22 protein-coding genes are annotated in these 21,602 nt (G+C 68.7%); 12 read left to right on the forward strand and 10 right to left on the reverse strand.

Annotated features, from left to right (window positions below):
- Positions 1-16: 16 nt before the first annotated feature.
- Entirely contained in the window at positions 17-256 is a 240-nt protein-coding gene (locus AC6EUL_RS03195) for a hypothetical protein (RefSeq protein ID WP_056353684.1), read from the reverse strand.
- 212 nt (positions 257-468) lie between these two features.
- Between AC6EUL_RS03195 and AC6EUL_RS03200 the strand changes: the two genes are divergently transcribed.
- A complete protein-coding gene (locus tag AC6EUL_RS03200) occupies positions 469-1,398 on the forward strand; it encodes a glycine--tRNA ligase subunit alpha (RefSeq protein WP_499868794.1) in 930 nt (309 codons plus the stop codon).
- A gap of 60 nt (positions 1,399-1,458) precedes the next feature.
- A complete protein-coding gene (gene glyS / locus AC6EUL_RS03205; RefSeq protein ID WP_499868795.1) occupies positions 1,459-3,597 on the forward strand; it encodes a glycine--tRNA ligase subunit beta in 2,139 nt (712 codons plus the stop codon).
- Between the two features lie 18 nt (positions 3,598-3,615).
- Here glyS and AC6EUL_RS03210 read toward each other — a convergent pair whose 3' ends face one another.
- Positions 3,616-4,014: a winged helix-turn-helix transcriptional regulator gene (locus AC6EUL_RS03210; RefSeq protein WP_499868796.1), complete on the reverse strand. Its 399-nt coding sequence runs from the start codon at positions 4,012-4,014 to the stop codon at positions 3,616-3,618.
- A gap of 107 nt (positions 4,015-4,121) precedes the next feature.
- On the opposite strand from AC6EUL_RS03210, the gene AC6EUL_RS03215 reads away from it, so the two are divergent.
- Complete coding sequence (locus AC6EUL_RS03215; protein ID WP_499868798.1) at positions 4,122-5,000, forward strand: SDR family oxidoreductase; 879 nt, start codon at positions 4,122-4,124, stop codon at positions 4,998-5,000.
- 140 nt (positions 5,001-5,140) lie between these two features.
- Entirely contained in the window at positions 5,141-5,380 is a 240-nt protein-coding gene (locus AC6EUL_RS03220) for a hypothetical protein (protein WP_056211425.1), read from the forward strand.
- A gap of 66 nt (positions 5,381-5,446) precedes the next feature.
- Here the strand turns inward: AC6EUL_RS03220 and AC6EUL_RS03225 are convergent, their stop codons facing one another.
- The gene (locus tag AC6EUL_RS03225) at positions 5,447-5,941 is read right to left on the reverse strand and encodes a GNAT family N-acetyltransferase (protein ID WP_499868800.1); all 495 of its coding nucleotides are present in this window, start codon (positions 5,939-5,941) and stop codon (positions 5,447-5,449) included.
- On the reverse strand, positions 5,938-7,512 hold the full coding sequence (locus AC6EUL_RS03230) for an OpgD/OpgG family glucan biosynthesis protein (protein ID WP_499868802.1): 1,575 nt from the start codon (positions 7,510-7,512) through the stop codon (positions 5,938-5,940). Before AC6EUL_RS03230 ends, AC6EUL_RS03225 begins: the two co-directional genes overlap by 4 nt.
- 675 nt (positions 7,513-8,187) lie before the next feature.
- On the opposite strand from AC6EUL_RS03230, the gene AC6EUL_RS03235 reads away from it, so the two are divergent.
- Together AC6EUL_RS03235 and AC6EUL_RS03240 are read left to right on the forward strand one after the other, a co-directional pair.
- Positions 8,188-9,354 carry a type III PLP-dependent enzyme gene (locus AC6EUL_RS03235; RefSeq protein WP_499868804.1) on the forward strand — a complete coding sequence of 389 codons (1,167 nt, stop codon included), beginning with the start codon at positions 8,188-8,190 and terminating at the stop codon, positions 9,352-9,354.
- A 155-nt stretch (positions 9,355-9,509) separates the two neighbouring features.
- The gene (locus AC6EUL_RS03240) at positions 9,510-10,079 is read left to right on the forward strand and encodes a GNAT family N-acetyltransferase (RefSeq protein WP_499868806.1); all 570 of its coding nucleotides are present in this window, start codon (positions 9,510-9,512) and stop codon (positions 10,077-10,079) included.
- Positions 10,080-10,103: 24 nt separating this feature from the next.
- Here the strand turns inward: AC6EUL_RS03240 and AC6EUL_RS03245 are convergent, their stop codons facing one another.
- Positions 10,104-10,280: a hypothetical protein gene (locus AC6EUL_RS03245; protein WP_200917634.1), complete on the reverse strand. Its 177-nt coding sequence runs from the start codon at positions 10,278-10,280 to the stop codon at positions 10,104-10,106.
- Between the two features lie 320 nt (positions 10,281-10,600).
- Between AC6EUL_RS03245 and AC6EUL_RS03250 the strand changes: the two genes are divergently transcribed.
- From AC6EUL_RS03250 to AC6EUL_RS03265, 4 genes are all read left to right on the forward strand, one after another.
- Entirely contained in the window at positions 10,601-12,046 is a 1,446-nt protein-coding gene (locus AC6EUL_RS03250; protein WP_499868808.1) for a homospermidine synthase, read from the forward strand.
- A 152-nt stretch (positions 12,047-12,198) separates the two neighbouring features.
- A complete protein-coding gene (locus AC6EUL_RS03255) occupies positions 12,199-12,543 on the forward strand; it encodes a hypothetical protein (RefSeq protein ID WP_056210929.1) in 345 nt (114 codons plus the stop codon).
- Positions 12,544-12,567: 24 nt separating this feature from the next.
- Positions 12,568-13,410: a DUF1206 domain-containing protein gene (locus AC6EUL_RS03260; protein WP_056210927.1), complete on the forward strand. Its 843-nt coding sequence runs from the start codon at positions 12,568-12,570 to the stop codon at positions 13,408-13,410.
- 110 nt (positions 13,411-13,520) lie between these two features.
- Positions 13,521-13,856, forward strand: a complete 336-nt coding sequence (locus AC6EUL_RS03265) for a hypothetical protein (protein WP_056210924.1) — start codon at positions 13,521-13,523, stop codon at positions 13,854-13,856.
- Between the two features lie 61 nt (positions 13,857-13,917).
- Here the strand turns inward: AC6EUL_RS03265 and AC6EUL_RS03270 are convergent, their stop codons facing one another.
- The 4 genes from AC6EUL_RS03270 to leuD form a co-directional block, all read right to left on the reverse strand.
- The gene (locus AC6EUL_RS03270) at positions 13,918-14,841 is read right to left on the reverse strand and encodes an NAD-dependent epimerase/dehydratase family protein (RefSeq protein ID WP_499868811.1); all 924 of its coding nucleotides are present in this window, start codon (positions 14,839-14,841) and stop codon (positions 13,918-13,920) included.
- A 14-nt stretch (positions 14,842-14,855) separates the two neighbouring features.
- Entirely contained in the window at positions 14,856-15,242 is a 387-nt protein-coding gene (locus tag AC6EUL_RS03275; RefSeq protein ID WP_499868812.1) for a RidA family protein, read from the reverse strand.
- Positions 15,239-16,444 carry a lytic murein transglycosylase gene (locus AC6EUL_RS03280; RefSeq protein ID WP_082501232.1) on the reverse strand — a complete coding sequence of 402 codons (1,206 nt, stop codon included), beginning with the start codon at positions 16,442-16,444 and terminating at the stop codon, positions 15,239-15,241. The genes AC6EUL_RS03275 and AC6EUL_RS03280 overlap by 4 nt, the downstream gene beginning before the upstream one ends.
- A gap of 171 nt (positions 16,445-16,615) precedes the next feature.
- Entirely contained in the window at positions 16,616-17,218 is a 603-nt protein-coding gene (gene leuD / locus AC6EUL_RS03285; RefSeq protein WP_056272904.1) for a 3-isopropylmalate dehydratase small subunit, read from the reverse strand.
- A gap of 177 nt (positions 17,219-17,395) precedes the next feature.
- Here leuD and AC6EUL_RS03290 point away from each other — a divergent pair, with 177 nt between their 5' ends.
- Entirely contained in the window at positions 17,396-17,563 is a 168-nt protein-coding gene (locus AC6EUL_RS03290; RefSeq protein ID WP_200917632.1) for a hypothetical protein, read from the forward strand.
- 54 nt (positions 17,564-17,617) lie between these two features.
- Here the strand turns inward: AC6EUL_RS03290 and ccrA are convergent, their stop codons facing one another.
- On the reverse strand, positions 17,618-18,895 hold the full coding sequence (gene ccrA / locus AC6EUL_RS03295; RefSeq protein ID WP_056210916.1) for a crotonyl-CoA carboxylase/reductase: 1,278 nt from the start codon (positions 18,893-18,895) through the stop codon (positions 17,618-17,620).
- Between the two features lie 596 nt (positions 18,896-19,491).
- Here ccrA and AC6EUL_RS03300 point away from each other — a divergent pair.
- Positions 19,492-21,558: a protein meaA gene (locus AC6EUL_RS03300; RefSeq protein ID WP_499868816.1), complete on the forward strand. Its 2,067-nt coding sequence runs from the start codon at positions 19,492-19,494 to the stop codon at positions 21,556-21,558.
- The last annotated feature ends 44 nt before the right edge of the window (positions 21,559-21,602 follow it).

Genomic DNA, 21,602 nt, shown 5'->3' on the forward strand with positions numbered 1-21,602 from the left:
TCAGCGTTTGCAAATTTCAGCGCTTGCAGCTCTCGGTGCCGTAACCGGCATAGACCACCCGGACCTTCCGGGCGCAGGTCTCGGCAACGGCGGGGGCCGGCACGGCCGCGACCTCGATCGGCGTCACGGCGGCGGGCATCGTGACCGTATCCGAATACTCCGCCGTGGCGAGCGCGTTTGACGCCGTGATCACCAGCGGGGTGGCCACCAGGGATGCTGCGACGAGGGCGGCGAAGACTGTGAAGGACGAGCGCATGGCGCGATGTTCCAAATTGTCGACCGCCCTTGAGGACGGTGAGAACCCCTTGATTGCCGAATAAACTTGGCAGCAAGCGAGACCGTTCCACCGCTAAGGCAGATCGTGGCCGAATTGTGTGTGGTGACGCACGCCCATGGTGCGGTGCCGTCGCTTGACACGACCGGGCCGCCTCTTAAACGCTGGCCGCCCCTCCACGGACCGGAAAACCCATGTCGAGCGCCGTCGATCTCGCGCCCAAAACCTCGTTCCAGGGCCTGATCCTGACCCTGCAGCGATTCTGGGCGGCGCAGGGCTGCGTGATCCTGCAGCCCTACGACATGGAAGTCGGTGCCGGTACCTTCCACCCGGCGACGACCCTGCGGGCGCTCGGCCCGAAGCCTTGGAAGGCCGCCTATGTCCAGCCCTCGCGGCGGCCGAAGGATGGCCGCTACGGCGAGAACCCGAACCGGCTGCAGCACTATTACCAGTTCCAGGTGATCCTGAAGCCGAACCCGCCCAACCTGCAGGAGCTCTACCTCGCTTCCCTCGACGCCATCGGGGTCGACTTGAAGCTGCACGACATCCGCTTCGTCGAGGACGACTGGGAGAGCCCAACCCTCGGGGCCTGGGGCCTCGGCTGGGAGTGCTGGTGCGACGGCATGGAGGTGAGCCAGTTCACCTATTTCCAGCAGGTCGCCGGCTTCGAGTGCGCCCCCGTGGCGGGCGAACTCACCTACGGGCTTGAGCGGCTGGCAATGTACGTCCAGGGCGTCGAGAACGTCTACGACCTGAATTTCAATGGTGGGACGGGCGAGGATCGGGTGTCGTACGGCGACGTCTTTCTCCAGTCCGAGCAGGAATATTCCCGCCACAACTTCGAGGCGGCGGACACCGCCATGCTGTTTCGCCAGTTCACCGACGCGGAAAAGGCCTGCCGGACCTATCTCGACGCCGGTGCGCCGGAGGACGAGACCGGCCGGCACCGGATGGCGCAGCCGGCCTACGACCAGTGCATCAAGGCGAGCCACGTCTTCAACCTGCTCGACGCCCGGGGCGTCATCTCGGTGACCGAACGCCAGAGCTACATCCTGCGGGTGCGCGAACTCGCGAAGGCCTGCGGGGCGGCGTACCTGCGCACGGCGGGTGGTGGCGCGGCGTGATCCGCAACGCCGACCGCGCCCGTCACCCCGAAAACCATTACCTGGACGCCGCCTGATCCCATGCCCGACCTCCTTCTCGAACTGCGCTCCGAAGAGATTCCCGCCCGCATGCAGCGGCGGGCGGCCGACGACCTGAAGAAGCTCGTCACCGACGCCCTCGTGGAGCGCGGCTTCCTCTACGAGGGCGCCAAGGCCTTCGCCACGCCGCGCCGGCTGGCGCTGCACGTGGCCGGCCTGCCGCCGCGCGGCCAGGACGTGCGCGAGGAGCGCAAAGGGCCCCGGGTCGGGGCACCGGAGGGCGCGGTCCTGGGCTTCCTGAAGAGCGCTGGGCTGGCGAGCCTCGATCAGGCGACCATCGTCACCGACCCGAAGAAGGGCGACTTCTACGTCGTGGTGATCGAGCGGCCCGGGCGCGAGACCCTCGACGTCCTCGCCGAGATCCTGCCGCAGATCATCCGCGGCTTCCCGTGGCCAAAATCGATGCGCTGGGGCAAGGCCTCGGCACAACCGGGCGCCCTCCGTTGGGTGCGTCCGCTCCAGTCCATCGTGGCCACCTTCGGACCGGAGACCGAGACGCCGGACGTGGTGCCGTTCGCGGTGGACGGCATCGTTGCCGGCACCACGACCTACGGCCACCGATTCCTGGCGCCGGAGGCCATCGAGGTCCGGCGCTTCGACGATTACGTGCAGGCCCTGGAGCGCGCGAAGGTTGTGCTCGACGTGGAGCGGCGCAAGGACATCATCCTGCACGACGCCCGCGTCCTCGCCTTCGCGCGGGGCCTCGAACTGGTGGAGGACGAGGGGCTGCTGGAGGAGGTCGCCGGCCTCGTCGAATGGCCCGTGGTGCTGGTGGGCTCCTTCGACGAGGCCTTCCTCGACATCCCTGCCGAGGCCATCCGCGCCACCATCCGGGCCAACCAGAAGTGCTTCGTCCTGCGCCAAGCCGGCACCGACACCCTCGCGCCGGCCTTCGTCCTGACCTCGAATCTGGTCGCCAGTGACGGTGGCCTTGCCATCACTGCCGGTAACGAGCGGGTGGTGCGCGCCCGGCTGTCGGACGCCAAGTTCTTCTGGGAGACCGACAAGGCGATCCGCCTCGAGGACCGGCTGCCGAAGCTCGACAGCATCGTGTTCCACGAGAAGCTCGGCACGCAGGGCGCGCGCGTTCAGCGCATCGCGGCCCTGGCCCGCGAGCTGGCTCCCCTGGTCGGCGCCGACCCGGACCAGGCCGAGCGTGCTGCGACGCTCGCCAAAGCCGACCTCGTCACCGAGATGGTCGGCGAGTTTCCCGAGCTTCAGGGTCTGATGGGGCGCAAGTATGCGGCACTGCAGGGCGAACCTTCGAGCGTCGCAGCGGCGGTCGAGGACCACTACAAGCCGGTCGGTCCTTCCGACCGGGTCCCCACCGATGCCGTCGCCGTGGCCGTGGCGCTCGCCGACAAGCTCGACACCCTGGTAGGGTTCTGGTCCATCGACGAGAAGCCGACGGGCAGCAAGGACCCCTACGCCCTGCGCCGCGCGGCGCTCGGAGTGATCCGGTTGCTCATCGAGAACACCGTCAAGCTGTCGCTGCTTCGCGACGGCTATCAAGCCGCCGCCGACGGCCATGCGAACTATGGCAACCTGGCGAAGCACGACGCGCCAGCGAGCGCCGCTGACGCGGATGCCGCGAGCCTCCTCACCTTCTTCGCCGATCGCCTGAAGGTCTACCTGCGCGACAAGGGCGCCCGCCACGACCTCATCGACGCCGTCTTCGCCCTGCCGGGCCAGGACGATCTGCTGATGGTGGTCCGCCGTGTCGAGGCCCTCGGCACCTTCCTCGAGACCGACGACGGCCGGAATCTGTTGGCCGGCTACAAGCGCGCCGCCAACATCCTGCGCATCGAGGAGAAGAAGGACGGTCGACCCTACGACGCTGCCCCCGACACGGTCCTGGCCGCCCGTGGCGAGCCGGAGGAGCGGGCCCTCGCCGAAGCCCTGGCGGCGGCGCGCGAGACTGCGTCGGCGGCCGTTGCGGCGGAGGATTTCGCAGTAGCCATGCAGGCTCTCTCCACGCTGCGCGCTCCGGTGGATGCGTTCTTTGAGCGGGTCACGGTGAATGCCGATGATCCGGCCCTGCGCGAGAACCGCCTGGCCCTGCTCAACGCCTTGCGGGCGGCGACCCGCGAGGTCGCGGACTTCTCGCGCATCGAGGGCTGAGCGGCCGGATTCAGCCCCTCACGGCTCGGCTTGGAACCGTGTCCGAGCCGCGCGGATGGCGGGGTGATTCCGCTCTGCCCAATCCACCAACCCGGCGAGGGGCCGGAGCAACGAACCGCCCAGGGGCGTCAGGCTGTATTCGACGCTGGGTGGGCTCGTGGGAAACACGCGCCGTGTGACGAGGCCGTCGCGCTCCAGGTCGCGCAGGGTCTGGGTCAGCATCCGCTTCGAGATGTCGGGGATCACCCGGTGGATGGCGCCGAACCGGCGAGTGCCGCCGGCAAGGGACGCGATGATGAGGGTCGTCCACTTGTCCCCGAGGTGACTTAGCACGTCGCGGACCGGGCAGTGATGCGGGTCGAAGGCGAGATTCTGCCAAGCCGCGAACCGCTCCGCGAGATCGGGGCCATCGGTCATGGGCGGTTCTCTCCGGGTAACCAGGGTTCGAAAACCTGCCGCCTTACGGGGCCTGTCGGTCTCTTTTATAGACCTTGTGGAGAGTCAGAACCACGAGGTAGCCCGACATGTCCCAGATCCCGTCATCGAGACTGTTCGTCACTGGAGCCACCGGCCAACTCGGACGGCTCGTCATCGCGGCCCTCCTGCGGCGGGTGCGCGCCGCCCGGATCGTCGCCGGCGTCCGGCAGGGCGAAGGCCCGGCGGCGCAGGACCTTCGCGCACAGGGCGTCGCGGTGCGCGTGGCCGACTACGCCCGCCCGGAAAACCTCGCGGAGGCCTTCGCGGGAATCGACCGGGTGCTGCTGATCTCCTCCAGCGAGATCGGTCAGCGCGTGGCTCAGCACCGGAACGTCATCGCGGCCGCCGCCCAGGCGGGTATCGGCCTGATCGCCTACACGAGCCTCCTGCACGCGGACACCTCGCCGCTCGGTCTCGCGCAGGAGCATCGCGCCACCGAGGCCATCCTCGGAGAGTCCGGCCTGGCCACCGTCATCCTGCGCAATGGGTGGTACACCGAGAACTACACGGCGTCCCTGCCGCCGGCCCTCTCGCACGGCGTCCTGTTCGGAAGCGCCGGGACGGGCCGGATCTCCAGCGCCGCCCGTGCCGACTACGCCGAGGCCGCCGCCGTGGTGCTCACCGGCGCTCAGACGGCCGGACGCATCTACGAACTGGCGGGAGACGAGGCCTACACCCTGCCCGATTTCGCGGCGGAAGCCGCGCGGGCTTCCGGCCGGCCGCTCCGCTACCAGGATCTCCCACCCGCGGACTACGCGGCGGCTCTCCTCGCGGCAGGCCTTCCGGAAGGCGTCGCGCGCCTCCTCGCGGATTCCGATGCCGGCGCCGCCCGGGATGCTCTGTACGAGGACGGCCACGCCCTGAGCGATCTGATCGGCCGGCCGACGACGCCCTTCGCCACCGTCATCGCCGAGGCCGTTGCGTAAGGTCTTCGGCAAAGTCGGCAGGACATCGTTCACCGCGCGAAGGAGCCGCAAGAGATTCCGGCTGGTCCACCAGCAAACAAGCGGAACGGTTTCTCGATGAACGCCGTTGTGGCAACAGAATTTCCTGAAGGGAGATGTTCATGCGCAACCCCATCATCGCCGCTCTCACCCTGGCAACGCTGTTCGGCGCTTCGGCCGTGCAGGCGGAGACCACGGTCATCCGCCGCGATGCGCCCGACACCGTCGTTGTCGACCGTCCGTCCACCGAGAGCCGCACGGTCGAGCGCCGGGAATCCAGCGACGGGTGCTCCTCGAAGACCGTGACCAAGGAGAACGATCTCGGCGACCGCAAGACGGTCACCAAGGAGAGCTGCGACTGAACCCAGCGTCCGAGTTCGGATGGCTGCAACGCCCGCTCCGGTCCAACCGGGGCGGGCTTTCGCGTTTCAGAGGGTCTTTTCGTAGCGCCAGGCTTCCATGCCATCCTCGTAGTAATCCGGGATGGCGGCGAAGCGCGTGTAGCCCCGCCGTTCGTAGAGCCGGATTCCGGCACCGTTGTCGGCTCGGACCTCGAGGCGCAGGCGTGCGCAGCCATGAGAGCGCGCATCCGCTTCGGCGGCATCGAGGACGAGGCTGCCGAGCCCGAGACCGGCCCGCGCCGGGGACACGGCGATGGAAGAGAGGCGAGCGCTGCGGCTGCCGCGTCGGCGCTCGAGGGTGGCGGAGCCCACCAGGGTTGCCTGCCCCGCCGCGTCGTGGGTGAGCGCGACGAGAAGCGACATGCTGGCCGAGCGGATCGCGTGGCGGATCGCCCGCCGCTCGGCACGGTCGCTGGCGAAGGCGGCGTGTTCGAGGGCCACCAGGGCGTCGAGGTCGGCCAGGGTCGCGGGGCGGATCTCTACCACCGGCGCCGGATCGGGCTGGATCGAGGGCGCCCTCACCGGGCCGTCCAGGGATAGACCCAGGTTTCCGACAGGGCACGGCCGGAGGCCCGCAGGAAGACGCGCAGGTCCGTCGCCTGGCCCGGCGCCTCCAGGGTCACGTCGAGAGCGGCCCGCAGGCCGCGGATATGCGGGTTCGGCGTCACCGAACTGTGCGTGATGTGGCCGGTGGAGGTGCTGGCCACCACCTCCACCCGGCTCGGATCGGCGCGATAGTAGTCGAGGTCGCCGCCGGCGAAATCCACGAGGAAGCGCCGCGTCAGGCCGCCCTTGGCCTCTTCGGCCTTGGCGGTGCCGCTGGCCATTGGGGCGACGCTGAACGTGTTGATCACGCGCCCCCCCGGATGGAGCGGGGCGCCGCCGACGGCGCGAACCCGGTAGGACATTGGGACCGGCGTGCCCGCCGGATAGGGGTTCGCCGGCCGCCAGCACGCGACGACGTTGTCGTTGGTCTCGGTGTCGGTGGGCAGCTCCATCAACATCACCGCGCCCTCCCCCCAGGGGCCGTCCGGTTCCACAAAATAGCCGGGCCGGCGGTCGTAGGAGGCTTCGAGGTCCTGGTAGGTCTCGAAGGTCCGATCGCGCTGCATCAGCCCGAAGCCCTTCGGGTCGCGGTCGATGAAGCTGGAGATGCGCCGGTCGCGCGGATTGTGCAGCGGGCGCCACAGCCATTCCCCGCTGCCCGCCGCGATCTGAAGCCCGTCGGAGTCGTGAAGCTCCGGCCGGTAATCGTCGGCGTGGCGGCGGTCGTTCTCGCCGATGAAGAACATCGAGGTGAGCGGTGCCAGGCCCACCGTCGCGAGGTCGACCCGCGGGATCAGGGTGGCGCGCACCGCCACGCTGGTCTCGTCACCCGGCGTCACGGTGAACTGGTAGGCGCCGGTGAGCGACGGGCTGTCGAGGAGCGCGTAGAGCGTCAGGGCATCGTCGGCTTTCTCCGGCGCGCCCACCCAGAACTCGCGGAACACCGGAAACTCCTCCGGACCGCCCTGCCCCTCGACGTTGACCGCCAACCCCCGGGCCGAAAGCCCGTAGAGCTGATCGCGTCCGAGGAAGCGATAGTAGCTGGCCCCGAGGAAGACGACGAGCTCGTCGAGCAGGTTCGGCTTGTTCAGCGGCGCATGGATGCGCAGACCGGCGAAGCCGAGATCGACCGGCAACGCCTTGTCGAGCTTGGTGCGCCCCATGTCGTAGAGGCTCGACTGGTAGGGGATTGGCGTCGCCACGCCACCGCGCACGAGGTTCACCGTCACCGGACGGGTGTAGAGGAAGCCGAGATGGAAGAGCTGGAGCCGGAACGGGCTCCCCTCCCCGAGGAAGGCCTTGTCGGGCTTGAAGCGGATGTCGCGCCAGGCGTCGTAGTCGAGCTTGGCGATTGGTGCCGGCAGGGCCGGGACGCGCGGATCATGGGCGACCTTGGCCAGGTCCTGCGCCCGGCGCTCCACGTCGGCGAAGCCGAACGGGGTCTCCGGGCGCCCCTCGCGGCGTTGAGCCCGCGCCTCCCCGGTTGCTGCCAGGAGAGTCGTGGCCGCGAGTCCCTGCACGATTCTGCGCCGGTTGGGTTTTGACATCGTCCTGCGATCCGGTGCGCCTGTGGGAAAACCGTGCGCTTGATGGCCCGTCCGCACGGGCTTGGGAAGGGCCCATCGTCGGCCGGGCGGCGGTGTCCGCGGCGTTTCTGCAACAGCCCAGGAAGACAACCCGGTTTCGGGTGAAAGATCGCGGTTTTCCCTTGTGGGGAGAACACCCTGACCGTATATGCGCCTTGCCCAATTTCGCACGTGCCTGTGGCCGCGTGTCGGTTGGTGGGCATCCGGCCAACTGCCGGACAGCCGCCAGGGGTCTTAAAGGATCGATGGTCGACAGGGTGGATTCCCTCCGGCCGGCATCCAGGTGGCAACACCGGACCCCGACAACAACCGGCAGCCGGAGGCGAAACCGGCGAACCCCGCTCTCCACGGGGGACGCAGCTTAAAGCAACGACGAACGGGCTTTTTTGGTCTCGTCGGCCCTCCAAAGGCCGGCACCGAAGAGGCTTGTTTCTCTTTGCCCGGCGTGCGGTGGGGGTCCTCCCTTCCAATCCAAGGCAGCTTCCGGGTGCTCTCGCGCCCGCTGCGCTTCGCGTGTCTCCAAAGCACGCGGTGCGTCGCGACGCAGCGCCCCCAGACGCCGGACGGCTCACGTCGTCCTGACATTCGACAGCGCGCCCCTTGAGGGCGGCCGCGAACCTGTGGGTTGGAACGACCATGACCGACCGTATCCGCGATTTCCTCCGCGCACGCCGCGACATGGGCCAGGACGAGGGCCCGGTGATGGTGCTCGACCTCGAGGTCGTGCGCGACAACTTCACCGCGTTCGCCCGTGCCCTGCCGGACACCCGGGTATTCTACGCCGTGAAGGCGAACCCGGCCCCCGAGGTCCTGCGCCTCCTTGCCGAGATGGGCTCCTGCTTCGACACGGCCTCGGTGGTCGAGGTGGAGATGGCGCTCGCCGCCGGCGCCACCGCCGACCGCGTCTCCTTCGGCAACACCATCAAGAAGGAGCGCTGCATCACCCGCGCGCTCAAGCTCGGCGTGCGCCTCTTCGCGGTCGATTGCCAGGCCGAGGTCGAGAAGATCGCCCGGGCCGCCGAGGCCGCGGGCGTCGCGGTTACCGATGTGCAGGTGTTCTGCCGCATCCTCTGCGACGGGGCCGGGGCCGAATGGCCGTTGTCGCGCAAGTTCGGCTGCGTGCCGGAGATGGCCGTCGACGTGCTGGAGCACGCCCATCGCCAGGGTCTCACGGCCTATGGCGTCTCGTTCCACGTCGGCTCGCAGCAGGGCAACACCGGTGCCTGGGACGGCGCGCTCGCCTCCGCCGCCGCGATCTTCGAGGAGTGTGCCCTGCGCGGCATCAGCCTGTCGATGGTCAATCTCGGTGGCGGCTTCCCGACCAAGTACCTCAAGGCGGTCCCGGGCGTGGAATCGTACGGCGACGCGATCTTCCGCGCCCTGACCAAGCATTTCGGCAACCACATGCCGGAGACCATCATCGAGCCGGGTCGCGGCATGGTCGGCAATGCCGGCGTGATCGAAGCCGAGGTGGTGCTGGTCTCGAAGAAGTCCGACGCCGAGGACGAGGTGCGCTGGGTCTACCTCGACATCGGCAAGTTCGGCGGCCTCGCCGAGACCATGGACGAGTCGATCCGCTACGCGATCCGCACCGAGCATGACGAGGACCGCATGGCGCCCTGCGTACTCGCCGGCCCGACCTGCGACTCGGCGGACGTGCTCTACGAGAAGGTGCCCTACCCGCTGCCGGTGTCGCTCTCCATCGGCGACAAGGTGCTGATCGAGGGGGCCGGCGCCTACACCACGACCTACGCGGCGGTCGCCTTCAACGGTTTCCCGCCCCTTCAGCAATACGTCATCTAAACGCCGTCACGGTCATGACGCGAATGCCGGGCATTCCCCATGGGGACGCCCGGCGTTGAAACTCTCCACGCCCGTCCCGTTCAGGCCGGCGGCCCCGGCCGCAGCCTGAACGGATTTGTCCTGTCGCCTGCCCAACGTTCGGGAGGGGTGCGGCCTTGGTCCAGATCCGTGATGAAGTGGAAGGCGACGTCGTCGCCCGCGAGCACCTCCTCGACGCCTGCTTCGGCGAGGCACGCCGCCTGAAGACGTCCGAGCGCCTGCGTGAGGGTCGGCTTCCTGCGGAGGGCCTCGCCCTCGCCGCCGAGCACGACGGTCGCGTCGTCGGCACCTGCCGTCTCTGGCATGTCGAGGCGGGTTCCCGGCGTCCGGCCCTGCTGCTCGGGCCGTTGGCGGTCGACCCGGCGATCCAGGGGCTCGGCCTCGGATCGATCCTTATGCGGGCAGCCCTGCGTCGCGCGGAGCGTCTCGGGCACGGCGCGGTGCTGCTGATGGGGGACGCGCCCTACTATGCGCGCTTCGGCTTCTCGGCGGAGCGTGCGGAGGGGCTGTTCATGCCCGGTCCGTTCGCGCGCGAGCGCTTCCTCGGCCTGGAACTGCGTCCCGGCGCGCTGGCCGGCGCACGGGGCATCCTGCGGGCTTCGGGCGCCTGGGATCAGGCGGCGCCCATCCCCTTGGGGCCGGCGGTGACCGAGATCGGCGCGGAGTCCCGACGACGGGTCGCCTGACGGCCGTTCCGGCGCAGCCGCCGGTTAGATCGCAGTGTGATAGTCGGTCTTGGCAGCGAGGTCGCAGCGGCGCTGAAAGGCGGCCTCGTGGCGACGCGTCACCGCACGAAGCAGCGAGGCGGCGAGCGTGATGATGCCGGGATCGCGGTCAATGGGCTCGTCGACCGGAGCGGCGAGGCGCGAGGCGATGAGTGCGAGCATGGCAGATGTCCGTGGCGTCGAAGGGGCGGACGCTTCCTCGTCTAGGGTCGCTCTTGTTCTGTTGCAGTGCAATATCGGTGGGTGGAACCGCACTCGCAATGCGCCGAGATGGGATGTCGCCCTGCGTGCAGGGCATGCGCCCCTTCAATCTTCCGTAAGACTTGGTGCATGGCGCATGACGCGATCGCGTCCTGGCGGTTGACCGCCGGAGCCGCAAACGTCACTGAGCCCGTCGCTTGTTCGTCATTTGCGCCGCCTAAGGCATGCGGTCGCCGTGCGACGACTGAAAACGACACGTCTCTGAGAAGGACATCACGCCCATGACCGAAGCCGCCACCACCTGGCCCGTCCACGGCCGCATCACCGGCCCCATCGTGATGATCGGCTTCGGCTCCATCGGGCGCGGCACGCTCCCGCTGATCGAGCGACACTTCGCCTACGACAAGGCCCGCTTCACGGTCATCGAGCCGTCCGACGCGCACAAGGCCCTGGCCGATCAGCACGGCCTGCGCTTCGAGCAGGTCGCGCTGACCAAGGAGAACTACCGCGAGGTCCTGACGCCCCTCCTCACCGAGGGCGGCGGCCAGGGCTTCTGTGTGAACCTCTCGGTCGACACCTCGTCGCGGGCGATCATGGAGCTGTGCCGCGAACTCGGCGCCTTCTACATCGACACCGTGGCGGAGCCCTGGCCGGGCTTCTACTTCGACAAGACCAAGAGCCAGGGCGACCGCACCAACTACGCTCTGCGCCAGGAGATCCTGGACGCCCGCATCGCGAGCCCCGGCGGCATCACCGCCGTGTCGTGCTGCGGCGCCAATCCGGGCATGGTGTCGTGGTTCGTGAAGCAGGCCCTCCTCAACGTCGCCGGCGATCTCGGGCTGAAGATCTCCGAGCCGAAGGACCGCGCCGGTTGGGCCGCGCTCATGCGCGAGGTCGGCGTCAAGGGCGTCCACATCGCCGAACGCGACACCCAGCGCGCCAAGTCGGCCAAGCCCATGGGCGTCTTCGTCAACACCTGGTCGGTGGAGGGCTTCGTCTCCGAGGGCAACCAGCCGGCCGAGCTCGGTTGGGGCACCCACGAGACCTGGAAGCCGGAGAACGCCCGTGAGCAGGAGAAGGGGTCGCGCTGCGCGATCTACCTGCTCCAGCCCGGCGCCGACACCCGCGTGCGCTCCTGGACGCCGACCGCCCAGTCGCAGTTCGGCTTCCTCGTGACCCACAACGAGGCCGTCTCGATCTCCGACTACTACACGGTGCTGGAGGGCGAGCGCGCCGCCTACCGCCCGACCTGCCACTACGCCTATCACCCGGCCAACGACGCGGTCCTGTCGCTTCACGAGATGTTCGGGAACGGCGGCAAGGTGCAGGAGCAGCACCACATCCTCGACGAGACCGAGATCGTGGACGGCATCGACGAGCTCGGCGTCCTCCTCTACGGCCACGCCAAGAACGCCTACTGGTACGGCTCGCAGCTCTCCATCGAGGAGACCCGGCGCATCGCCCCCTACCAGAACGCCACGGGCCTGCAGGTCACCTCGGCGGTGCTCGCCGGCATGGTCTGGGCCCTGGAGAACCCGGAGGCCGGCATCGTCGAGGCCGACGAGATGGACTTCCGGCGCTGCCTCGAGGTGCAGACGCCGTATCTCGGCCCCGTCGTCGGGGTCTACACCGACTGGACCCCGCTGACCGGCCGCCCGGGCTTGTTCCCCGAGGACATCGACACCAGCGATCCCTGGCAGTTCCGCAACGTGCTCGTGCACGGCTGAGCCACCCTGTCGTCGCGTCCCCGGCACGGCTTCCGCGCCGGGGACGCGAGCGATGCATCGAAGCCCGTTGTGCCCGGGACTGACGGACGGCTACGATGGCGTTGCGCTGCGAGGCGCGCCATCTTCGTCTCCAGCCAGGACTGAGCCGCCCGGTGCCCCACTTCGAAGATTTCTACGCCAACAAGCTGCGCGGTTCGCTCGGGGTGACCGATGCGGAATCGGTCCTCGACCTGCGCGAGACCAATCGTCCGACCGCGGAGGCCTCCCTCGCGGACATGCTGGAACGCAGTCGCTTCGGGAAGGGCAAGACGGTGGCGATCCGCCTGGCTCCACCGCCGGAGGGCGGGGGCGAAACCCTGTTCCAGCCGATCGGGCGCCTGCTCCTCGACGCGAAGCGCAAGGGCCTCGTCGATCGCCTGCAGACCCTCCCGGCCGGCGACGGTCTCGGGTTCTACGTGGCACTATCCGGCAAGGCTGTGCGTTCCTCCGACGGATAACGTCGCGCGACCCCGGGAAACGCCTTGCTCACCCTCGGACACAACACCATCGAGCGCGTCGCTCGATTCGGCTACGGCGCCCGCGGCATCGTCTACTGCATCGTCGGGGGGCTGGCGGTGCTGGCCGCCATCGGCCAGGGCGGCCGTGCCGGCGACAGCGAGAGTGCGCTCCGCTGGGTCCTCGCCGGACCGTTCGGCGTGGTGCTCGTCGGTTTGATCGCGGCCGGGCTGCTGGGATTTGCCGTCTGGCGCTTTATCGAGGGCCTCACCGATGCCGACCGGCGCGGGACCTCGCTGAAGGGCCTGACCGTCCGGCTCGCCCATCTCCTGAGCGCCGCGATCTATACCGGCCTCGCCATCACCGCCGCGAGCCTCGCCCTTGGCCTCGGGCGCGGGGGCGGCGACGCCGCCCAGGATTGGACGGCCTGGCTTCTGGCCAAGCCCTTCGGCCTGTGGCTCGTGGGCCTGATCGGCCTCGGGGTGATGGGGGGCGGTGTCGCCTTCCTGGTCAAGGCGTTCAAGGGCGACGTCACCGATCGCCTGAAGCTCGATGCCGACCATTGCCGCTGGGCCAAGCCCGTGGGCCAGTTCGGGTACGCCGCCCGGGGCGTCGCCTTCCTGATCATCGGCGGGTTCTTCATCGCGGCGGCCTGGTATCAGGCTTCTTCGGAGGTCAAGGGTCTGGCCGGCGCCTTCGCGGCGTTGCGCGCGCAACCCTACGGCTGGGTGCTGCTCGCCATCGTGGCCGCGGGCCACTTCGCCTTCGGCGCTTTCGGCCTCATCCAGGCGCGCTTCCGCCACATCGACGCGCCGGACATCGACCAGACCGACGACGCCGTGGCCGCAGCGATTCGCGCGGTACGCTGACGCTGCTCAGGAACAAATTCAGACCTGCGTCGATTGAGGCCCCAAACTGAAGGATGCGCAGCGACGGCGATGGGTCGAGGCGGCGCGCCTGTCAGAGGGGGGAAGACATCATGCGAATCCATTCGACACGCCTGGTTGGCAGCCTCGTGGCCCTGGGCCTCGGCCTGTCCGCCGCTCCCGCTTTCGCCCAGGGCATCTCCATCGGTCCCGGCGGCGTCCAAGTCGATCCGGGCTACCGCCGCGGCTACGACGATCGCGGCCCGCCGCGCAGCGAGCTGACGCGCGGTGAGGCTGCCCGCATCGCCCGCCGCGAGGGTCTGGTGGATGTCGACGGCGTCGACCGCCGCGGCCCGCGCCTGATCGTCCGCGGTTCGGACCGCCGGGGCGACGACATCTCCGTCGTTCTCGACAGCCGGTCCGGTGACGTGCTCGACGTCCGCCGCTGATCCGGCAGACCGCGACAAAATTCGCATCGGTCGAGGCCCGGCAGGCGATGCCGGGCCTTCGTCATGCCTGGCTGCGGGCGAAGCGTTCCAGACCGTCCCGTGCCGTGCCCGCCGGCGTCCATCCCAGCGATGCCAATCCATCCGCGCGCGCGACGAGGCTGGTCGAGAGGCGGGCATAGGCCGCCTCCTGTCCGGCCATCCGACAGGCGAGCCCCAGCAACACGGACGGCGTCGGCAGAAGGCCGGCGCCTCGTCCGAAGCCGGCCCGCAACGCCGTGACCATCTCGCCCGGCGTCAGCGGGTCGGGCTCGGCCACGATGAGCGGGCGACGCAAGGGACCGGGCGCTTCGAGCGCCACGGCAACCGCCTGCGCCAGCGATTCCACCGAGACGAGGGAGCGGCGGCCCCTGAGGCTGGCGAGGGGCAGCGGCATGGCGGAGCGCGCCAGTTGCAGAAGGGTCGCGACGTTGCCCTTCACGCCGGCGCCATAGACCAGCACGGGGCGCAGGGCGACCCAGTCGAGCCCCGTCTCGGCCAGGGCCGCCTCGGCCGCGAGCTTCGAGCGCCCGTAGGCGTCGGTCGGGGCGGCCAGATCGGACTCCGTCACGATCCCGGCCGCCGAGATCCCGGTCTGCGCCCGAATCGAGGACAGGAAGACGAAGCGTTGGACCCGGGCGCGAACCGCGGCCTCGGCGAGCCGCAGGGTCGCTTCGGTATTGGACGACCGGAAATCGTCCTCGGGCGTGCCCGACATGGTCAGGGACAACCCGGCGGAATGCACCACCGCGTCGACCCCTGCGAGGGCCGCGGCCATGTTCATCGGCCGGGTCAGGTCGCCGACGACGGCGCTGCTCGCGCCCTCCGCGACCTCGACCGGCCGACGGAGCAGGACGCGCACCCGAAAGCCGCGCTGCGACAGGCTTCGCAGCAGGTGCCGCCCGATGAAGCCCGTGGCGCCGGTGAGTGCGATCAGCGGCCCACCCATGGGACGAACCCCTCCTACGGCAGCAGCGCCGTGACCTCGATCTCGACCTTCATCTCGGGACGCAAAAGGCCGGCGACGATCACGATCGTGGCGGCGGGCCGGATTACAGCCAGGATCCGGCCGCAGATCCCGAGTACCGCCTCGGCCTCCGTTCGATCCGTCACGTAGTAGGTTGCCCGCACGATGTCCGCGAGCCCGGCCCCGGCCTGCCCCAGGACGTCGCCGATGGTGCGCCAGCAGGCCTCGGCCTGGTCGGCCGCCGAGACCGGCATCGTCATCGTGGCATAGTCGTAGCCGGTGGTGCCGGCCACGAAGACGATGCCGCCTTGCACCACGGCGCGGGAATAGCCGTAGGCCGACTCGAAGGGCGAGCCGGAGTCGATCAGGCGCCGTGTGCTCATCCGCGTCGCAGCGCCTCCAGAACCTTGGCCCCTGGCCGGCCGGTGGGCGGCATGCCGAGGCTGCGCTCGACCTCCTTGATGGCGTCGCGGGTCTTGGACCCGACCTTGCCGTCCGGCTCGCCGACGTCGAAGCCGCGCTTGGTCAGGCGGGCCTGCAGGTCGCGGCGCTCGGCCCGCGACAGCGGCGGATCGTCGGTGGGCCAGTCGGCCTGGATGCCGCCGCGACCGCGGAGGCGGTCGGAAAGCACCGCGATGGCAAGGCCGTAGGATTCGGCGGCGTTGTAGGAATAGAGCGCGTCGAAGTTCTTCGTCACCAGGAAGGCCGGTCCGTCGATGCCGGCCGGAAGCAGGATACCGGCAGGTCCCTCGCCCGAGAGTGGACGGCCGTCGATGCGGGTGACGCCGAGGGAGGCCCAGTGGGCGATTGCCTTCTTGTTCTTACGCCCCGCCGCGCCGGCACTGAAGCCGCGCGGCACCTTCACCTCGTAACCCCAGGGCTGGCCGTTGTTCCACTTGGCCACGCGCAGGAAGTTCGCCGTGGAGGCGACCGCGTCCGGCACCGAATCGACGAGGTCGCGGCGCCCGTCGCCGTCCCCGTCGACGGCGAGGCGCTGATAGGTTGTGGGCATGAACTGGGTCTGCCCGAAGGCGCCGGCCCAGGAGCCGTTCAACCGGGAGGGATCGATATCGCCGCGCTCGATGATCTTCAGGGTCGCCATCAGCTCGCCCTTGAAGAACTCCTTCCGGCGATGATTGGCGCAGATCAGGGTGGCGAAGGACTGCACCAGCGGCATCTTGCCGAGGTTCTTCCCGAAGTTCGACTCGACGCCCCAGACCGCCGCGATGGTGTGCCGGTCGACGCCGTAGCGTGCCTCCGCATTGGCCAGGGCCTGCGCGTGCTGGCGCATGGCGGCCTTGCCGTCGTCGACGCGCTCCTCGTCCACGAGGGCGGCCATGTAGTCCCAGATCGGCGTCTTGAACTCGGGCTGGGCCTGAGAGAGTTCCAGCACCTTCTCGTCGTAGGTGATCCCGGCCGTCGCCGCCCGGAAGGTCTGGGCCGAGATGCCCTGCGCGGCGGCCTGCGCCTGCAGGCTGCCGAGGCAATCCTGGAAGTCGGCCCGGGCCGGGGCGCAGATCGCCAGGAGGGCCGCGGCCGCTCCGCAGGAGAGGGTCGCCGTCTTACCCGATCGGCCGAATGCCATCGTGTTCTCCGCCAATGCGTTCGTCGAAACTGTGATCGCCGATTCAGGCGATACCAGGGTTAACGAACGGTTGAGGCCGGAGCGGAATGCTCCGGGGCGGTCGCCCTCCGGACCCGGCCACCCCGAGCCCAACCGCGCTGCGATCGAGCGGAGGGCCGGGTTCGCCCGAATTCAGGCGAAGCCGCGCGCGGCGAGCTTCTCTTCGTAGGCGTCGATGGCGGGCGCCCGCTTCAGGGTCAGGCCGATCTCGTCGAGGCCGTTCAGGAGGCTCTCCTTGCGGCCGGGATCGATGTCGAAGTGCAGGGTGCCGCCGTCGGGCCCCTTGATGGTCTGGGCCTCGAGATCTACCGACAGGGTCGCGTTGGAGCCACGCTCCGCATCCTCGAACAGCTTCTCCAGGTCTTCCGGCGAGACTGTGATCGCCAGGATGCCGTTCTTGGCGCAGTTGTTGAAGAAGATGTCGGCGAAGCTCGTGGAGATGACGCAGCGGATGCCGAAATCGGTCAGAGCCCAGGGCGCGTGCTCGCGCGACGAGCCGCAGCCGAAATTGTCGCCGACCACGAGGATCCTGGCGTTGCGGTAGGCCGGCTTGTTCAGGACGAAATCCGGGTTCTCGGAGCCGTCGTCGTGGTAGCGCATTTCCGAGAACAGGCCCTTGCCGAGGCCGGTGCGCTTGATGGTCTTGAGATACTGCTTCGGGATGATCCGGTCGGTGTCGACGTTGATGATCCGCATGGGCGCCGCGACGCCCTCCAGGGTGGTGAATTTTTCCATGATGCCGGTTGCCGTGGTCTCGCGATGCGCGGCGGCCTCTCCCAGGAACGGTCGGGGCGTCGCGCTTGGGCGATATCTAACAGCCAGGGGGCGCCCCTGAAAGACGGGGTCCGCGCGTCTCGCGATCGTCGCGCATCGCGCGTATGCTCCCTGTTCGGCACGACACGAGGGGCGGCGATGACCGAGACCACCAACCAGTTCAAGAAAGCGCCCAAGCGCAAGAAGGAGAAAGCGCGTTCGGTGACAGTGTCGCCCGAGATGCGCCAAGCCTACGCGGACCTGATCAAGCAGAAGGAAGAGCGTGAGGAATACGCAAAACACCTGCCCTCCGAGAAGGGCAGGTGAGGGTCGCTCCGAGCCCGCCCGCCGAAACGGGCAGGCCGTGATGGCTTCAGTCGCCTAGCGCTTTCCGGCCTCGATCACGTCCTCGACCGTGCGCAGGCCGGCGCGGGGGGCGTTGACGAGGCAGGCCATGTTGCCCGGGGCGTGCTGGTTCTTCCACATCTTGGTGTGGGCCTGGGGGATCTTCTCCCAGGGGAAGACCTCGCTCATGCACGGGTCGATGCGCTGGTCGAGGACGAACTGGTTGGCGGCCGAGGCCTGCTTCAGGTGGGCGAAGTGCGAGCCCTGGATGCGCTTCTGGCGCATCCAGACGTAGCGGGCGTCGAAGGTGATGTTGAAGCCCGTGGTGCCGGCACAGAACACGATCATGCCGCCGCGCTTGGCCACCAGGGTCGAGACCGGAAAGGTCGACTCGCCTGGATGCTCGAACACAATGTCGACGTCGTTGCCCTTGCCGGTGATGTCCCAGATCGCCTTGCCGAACTTGCGGGCTTCCTTGAGCCAGGTGTTGTACTCAGGCGAGTTCACCTTCGGCAGCTGGCCCCAGCAGTCGAATTCCTTGCGGTTGATCACGCCCTTGGCGCCCAGGCTCATGACGTAGTCGCGCTTGGAATCGTCGGAGATCACCGCGATGGCGTTGGCGCCAGAGGCGGCGCAGAGCTGCACGGCGAACACGCCGAGACCGCCCGAGGCGCCCCAGACCAGGACGTTCTGGCCCGGGCGCACGGTATGCGGGGCGTGACCGAACAGCATCCGGTAGGCGGTGGCGAGGGTCAGCGTGTAGCAGGCCGCCTCCTCCCAGGTCAGGTGCTTGGGGCGCACCATGAGCTGGCGCGACTGCACCCGGCAGAACTGGGCGAAGGAGCCGTCGCCGGTCTCGTAACCCCAGATGCGCTGGGAGGGGGAGAACATCGGGTCGCCGCCGTTGCACTCCTCGTCGTCGCCGTCGTCGCGGTTGCAGTGGACGATGACCTCGTCGCCGACCTTCCAGCGCTTCACCTTGGCGCCGACCTTCCAGACGATGCCGGAGGCGTCCGAGCCGGCAATGTGGTACTCGCCCTTGTGCACGTCGAAGGGCGAGATCGGCTCGCCGAGGCCCGCCCAGACGCCGTTGTAGTTCACGCCGGCGGCCATGACGTAGACCAGCACCTCGTCGTCGCCGATTTCCCAGACGGGCAGAACCTCGAGCTGGTGCGACTGCTCGGGCGGCCCGTGCCGCTCGCGCCGGATCGCCCAGGCGTACATCTTCGCCGGCACGTGCCCGAGGGGCGGCACTTCGCCCATCTCGTACAGGTCCTTCAGTTCCGTCGTGCTCGACGCAGCGCTCGCGGCCATCTTGGCTCTCCCCGTCACTTCTTGTGCTGCTCGCTATATCGGCGAACCGAGAGCCGTCCAAGAGCCCGAACCGCCAAGAATCTTTTCGGCTGAGGCCAAGAAACCTTCACGCCCACAAGAAGAGGCCACTTCTTGAGCCGACGGCATCCTGTATTCAATATTCTCGTGACGCACCGGGCCTTTAGCGCCCTTCGTACACAGGCTTATCTGCCCGTGGCCCACCTCCCGACGATCTGCCGCCCGCGGCAGCGCCGCGATACGGCCCGACGCCGGCTTGTACCAATGTCCAATTCGCGGATGTGCGACGGGGCTACCCGACCCACCCAGCTTTGCGAAGTTGTCCACAGGTCGCTGGGACCGTCCCCGGAAGGCCGGGCTGCGGCATCAGGGTTGGACCGCACGGTCCCCCCGATGGGCGGCACGTTTCCGTGCGTTCGAGGGCGTCGACGAGACCGCGCGGACCTGGGCTGCCGCGGATGGTCTTTGGTGCTGATGACGTGGCGAACGCGCTTCGCTAGGGTGCGCCGCAAGTGATCGACAGCAGTCAAATGCAATTTGAGATCACATCAAATTCAGTCTTGAGGGAGTGTTCCGGGATGAGCGGACAGGCAGCGGTCGCCGAGACCAAGCGCGACAAGCCGTGGATCATCCGCACCTATGCGGGTCATTCCAATGCCAAGGAGTCGAACGCGCTCTATCGCGGCAACCTGGCCAAGGGACAGACCGGCCTCTCGGTGGCCTTCGATCTGCCGACCCAGACCGGCTACGACCCCGACCACGAGCTCGCCCGGGGGGAAGTCGGCAAGGTCGGCGTGTCGATCGCGCATCTCGGCGACATGCGGACCCTGTTCGACCAGATTCCGCTGCAGCAGATGAACACCTCGATGACGATCAACGCCACGGCGCCGTGGCTGCTGTCGCTCTATCTCGCGGTGGCCGAGGAGCAGGGCGCGCCGTTCGCAGGGCTTCAGGGCACCACCCAGAACGACATCATCAAGGAATACCTCTCGCGGGGCACCTACGTGTTCCCGCCCGCGCCGTCCCTCCGGCTGACCAAGGACGTGATCCTGTTCACGACCAAGGAAGTGCCGAAGTGGAACCCGATGAACGTCTGCTCCTACCATCTGCAGGAGGCCGGGGCGACGCCGGTGCAGGAACTGTCCTACGCGCTCGCCATCGCCATCGCGGTGCTCGACACCGTGCGCGACGACCCCGATTTCGACGAGGCCAGCTTCGCCGACGTGTTCAGCCGGATCTCGTTCTTCGTGAACGCGGGCATGCGGTTCGTCACCGAGATCTGCAAGATGCGGGCGTTCTCCGAGCTTTGGGATGAGATCGCCCAGGAGCGCTACGGCATCACCGATCCGAAGAAGCGGATCTTCCGCTACGGCGTTCAGGTGAACTCGCTCGGACTGACCGAGCAGCAGCCCGAGAACAACGTCCACCGCATCCTCATCGAGATGCTGGCCGTGACCCTGTCGAAGCGGGCGCGCGCCCGCGCGGTGCAGCTGCCGGCCTGGAACGAGGCCCTCGGCCTGCCGCGCCCCTGGGACCAGCAATGGTCGATGCGCATGCAGCAGATCCTCGCCTTCGAGACCGACCTCCTGGAATACGACGACATCTTCGACGGCTCGAAGGTCATCGACGCCAAGGTCGAGGCCCTGAAGGCCGAGACCCGTCAGGCTCTCGAAGAGATCGGCGGCATCGGTGGCGCCGTGGCGGCGGTTGAGACCGGCGCCCTCAAGCGCGCCCTGGTGGAATCCAACGCCCGGCGCATCTCGGCCATCGAGGCCGGCGATCAGGTCGTGGTCGGCGTGAACAAGTTCCAGGCCGGCGAACCCTCGCCCCTCACCGCCGGCGAGGGCGCGATCTTCACCGTCTCCGAGACGGTGGAGATGGAGGCCGAGCAGCGCATCCGCGAGTGGCGGTCCAAGCGCGACGGCAAGGCGGTGGAGACCGCCCTCGACGCGCTCGAGGCTGCGGCGCGCTCGGGCGCCAACATCATGCCGGTCTCGATCGCGGCGGCGAAGGCCGGCGTCACCACCGGCGAGTGGGGCGGGCGCCTGCGCCAGGTCTTCGGCGAGTACCGCGCCCCCACCGGCGTCACCCTGGAGACCATCTCCTCGGGGGCGGCCCAGGACGCCAAGCTCCTGATCGCCGATCTCGGCGAGCGTCTCGGCGAGACCCCGAAGCTGGTGGTCGGCAAGCCCGGCCTCGACGGCCATTCCAACGGCGCCGAGCAGATCGCGCTGCGCGCCCGCGACGTCGGCTTCGACGTGACCTACGACGGCATCCGCCAGACCCCGGCCGAAATCGTCGCCAAGGCCAAGTCGACCGGCGCCCACGTGGTCGGCCTGTCCATCCTCTCGGGCAGCCACGTGCCGCTGGTGCGGGACGTCCGGGCCAAGATGCGCGAGGCCGGCCTCGACCACATCCCGCTGGTGGTCGGCGGCATCATCTCGCCCGACGACGAACTGGTGCTCAAGAACATGGGCGTCACGGCGGTCTACACCCCGAAGGACTACGTCCTCGACACCATCATGGTGGGCATCGCCAAGGTGGTGGAGCGCGCCCTCGACAAGCGCGCCGCCGAGCAGGCCGACGCCAAGGCCGGCATCGCGGGCGCGACCCCGCGCGGCGACACGTCTGAAAGGGTGTTCTGACGAACCACGCTCACGCGTCGCCCTCCTGCATGACGCAGAGGGCG

The organism is Methylobacterium sp. 001424705 (assembly GCF_059816145.1).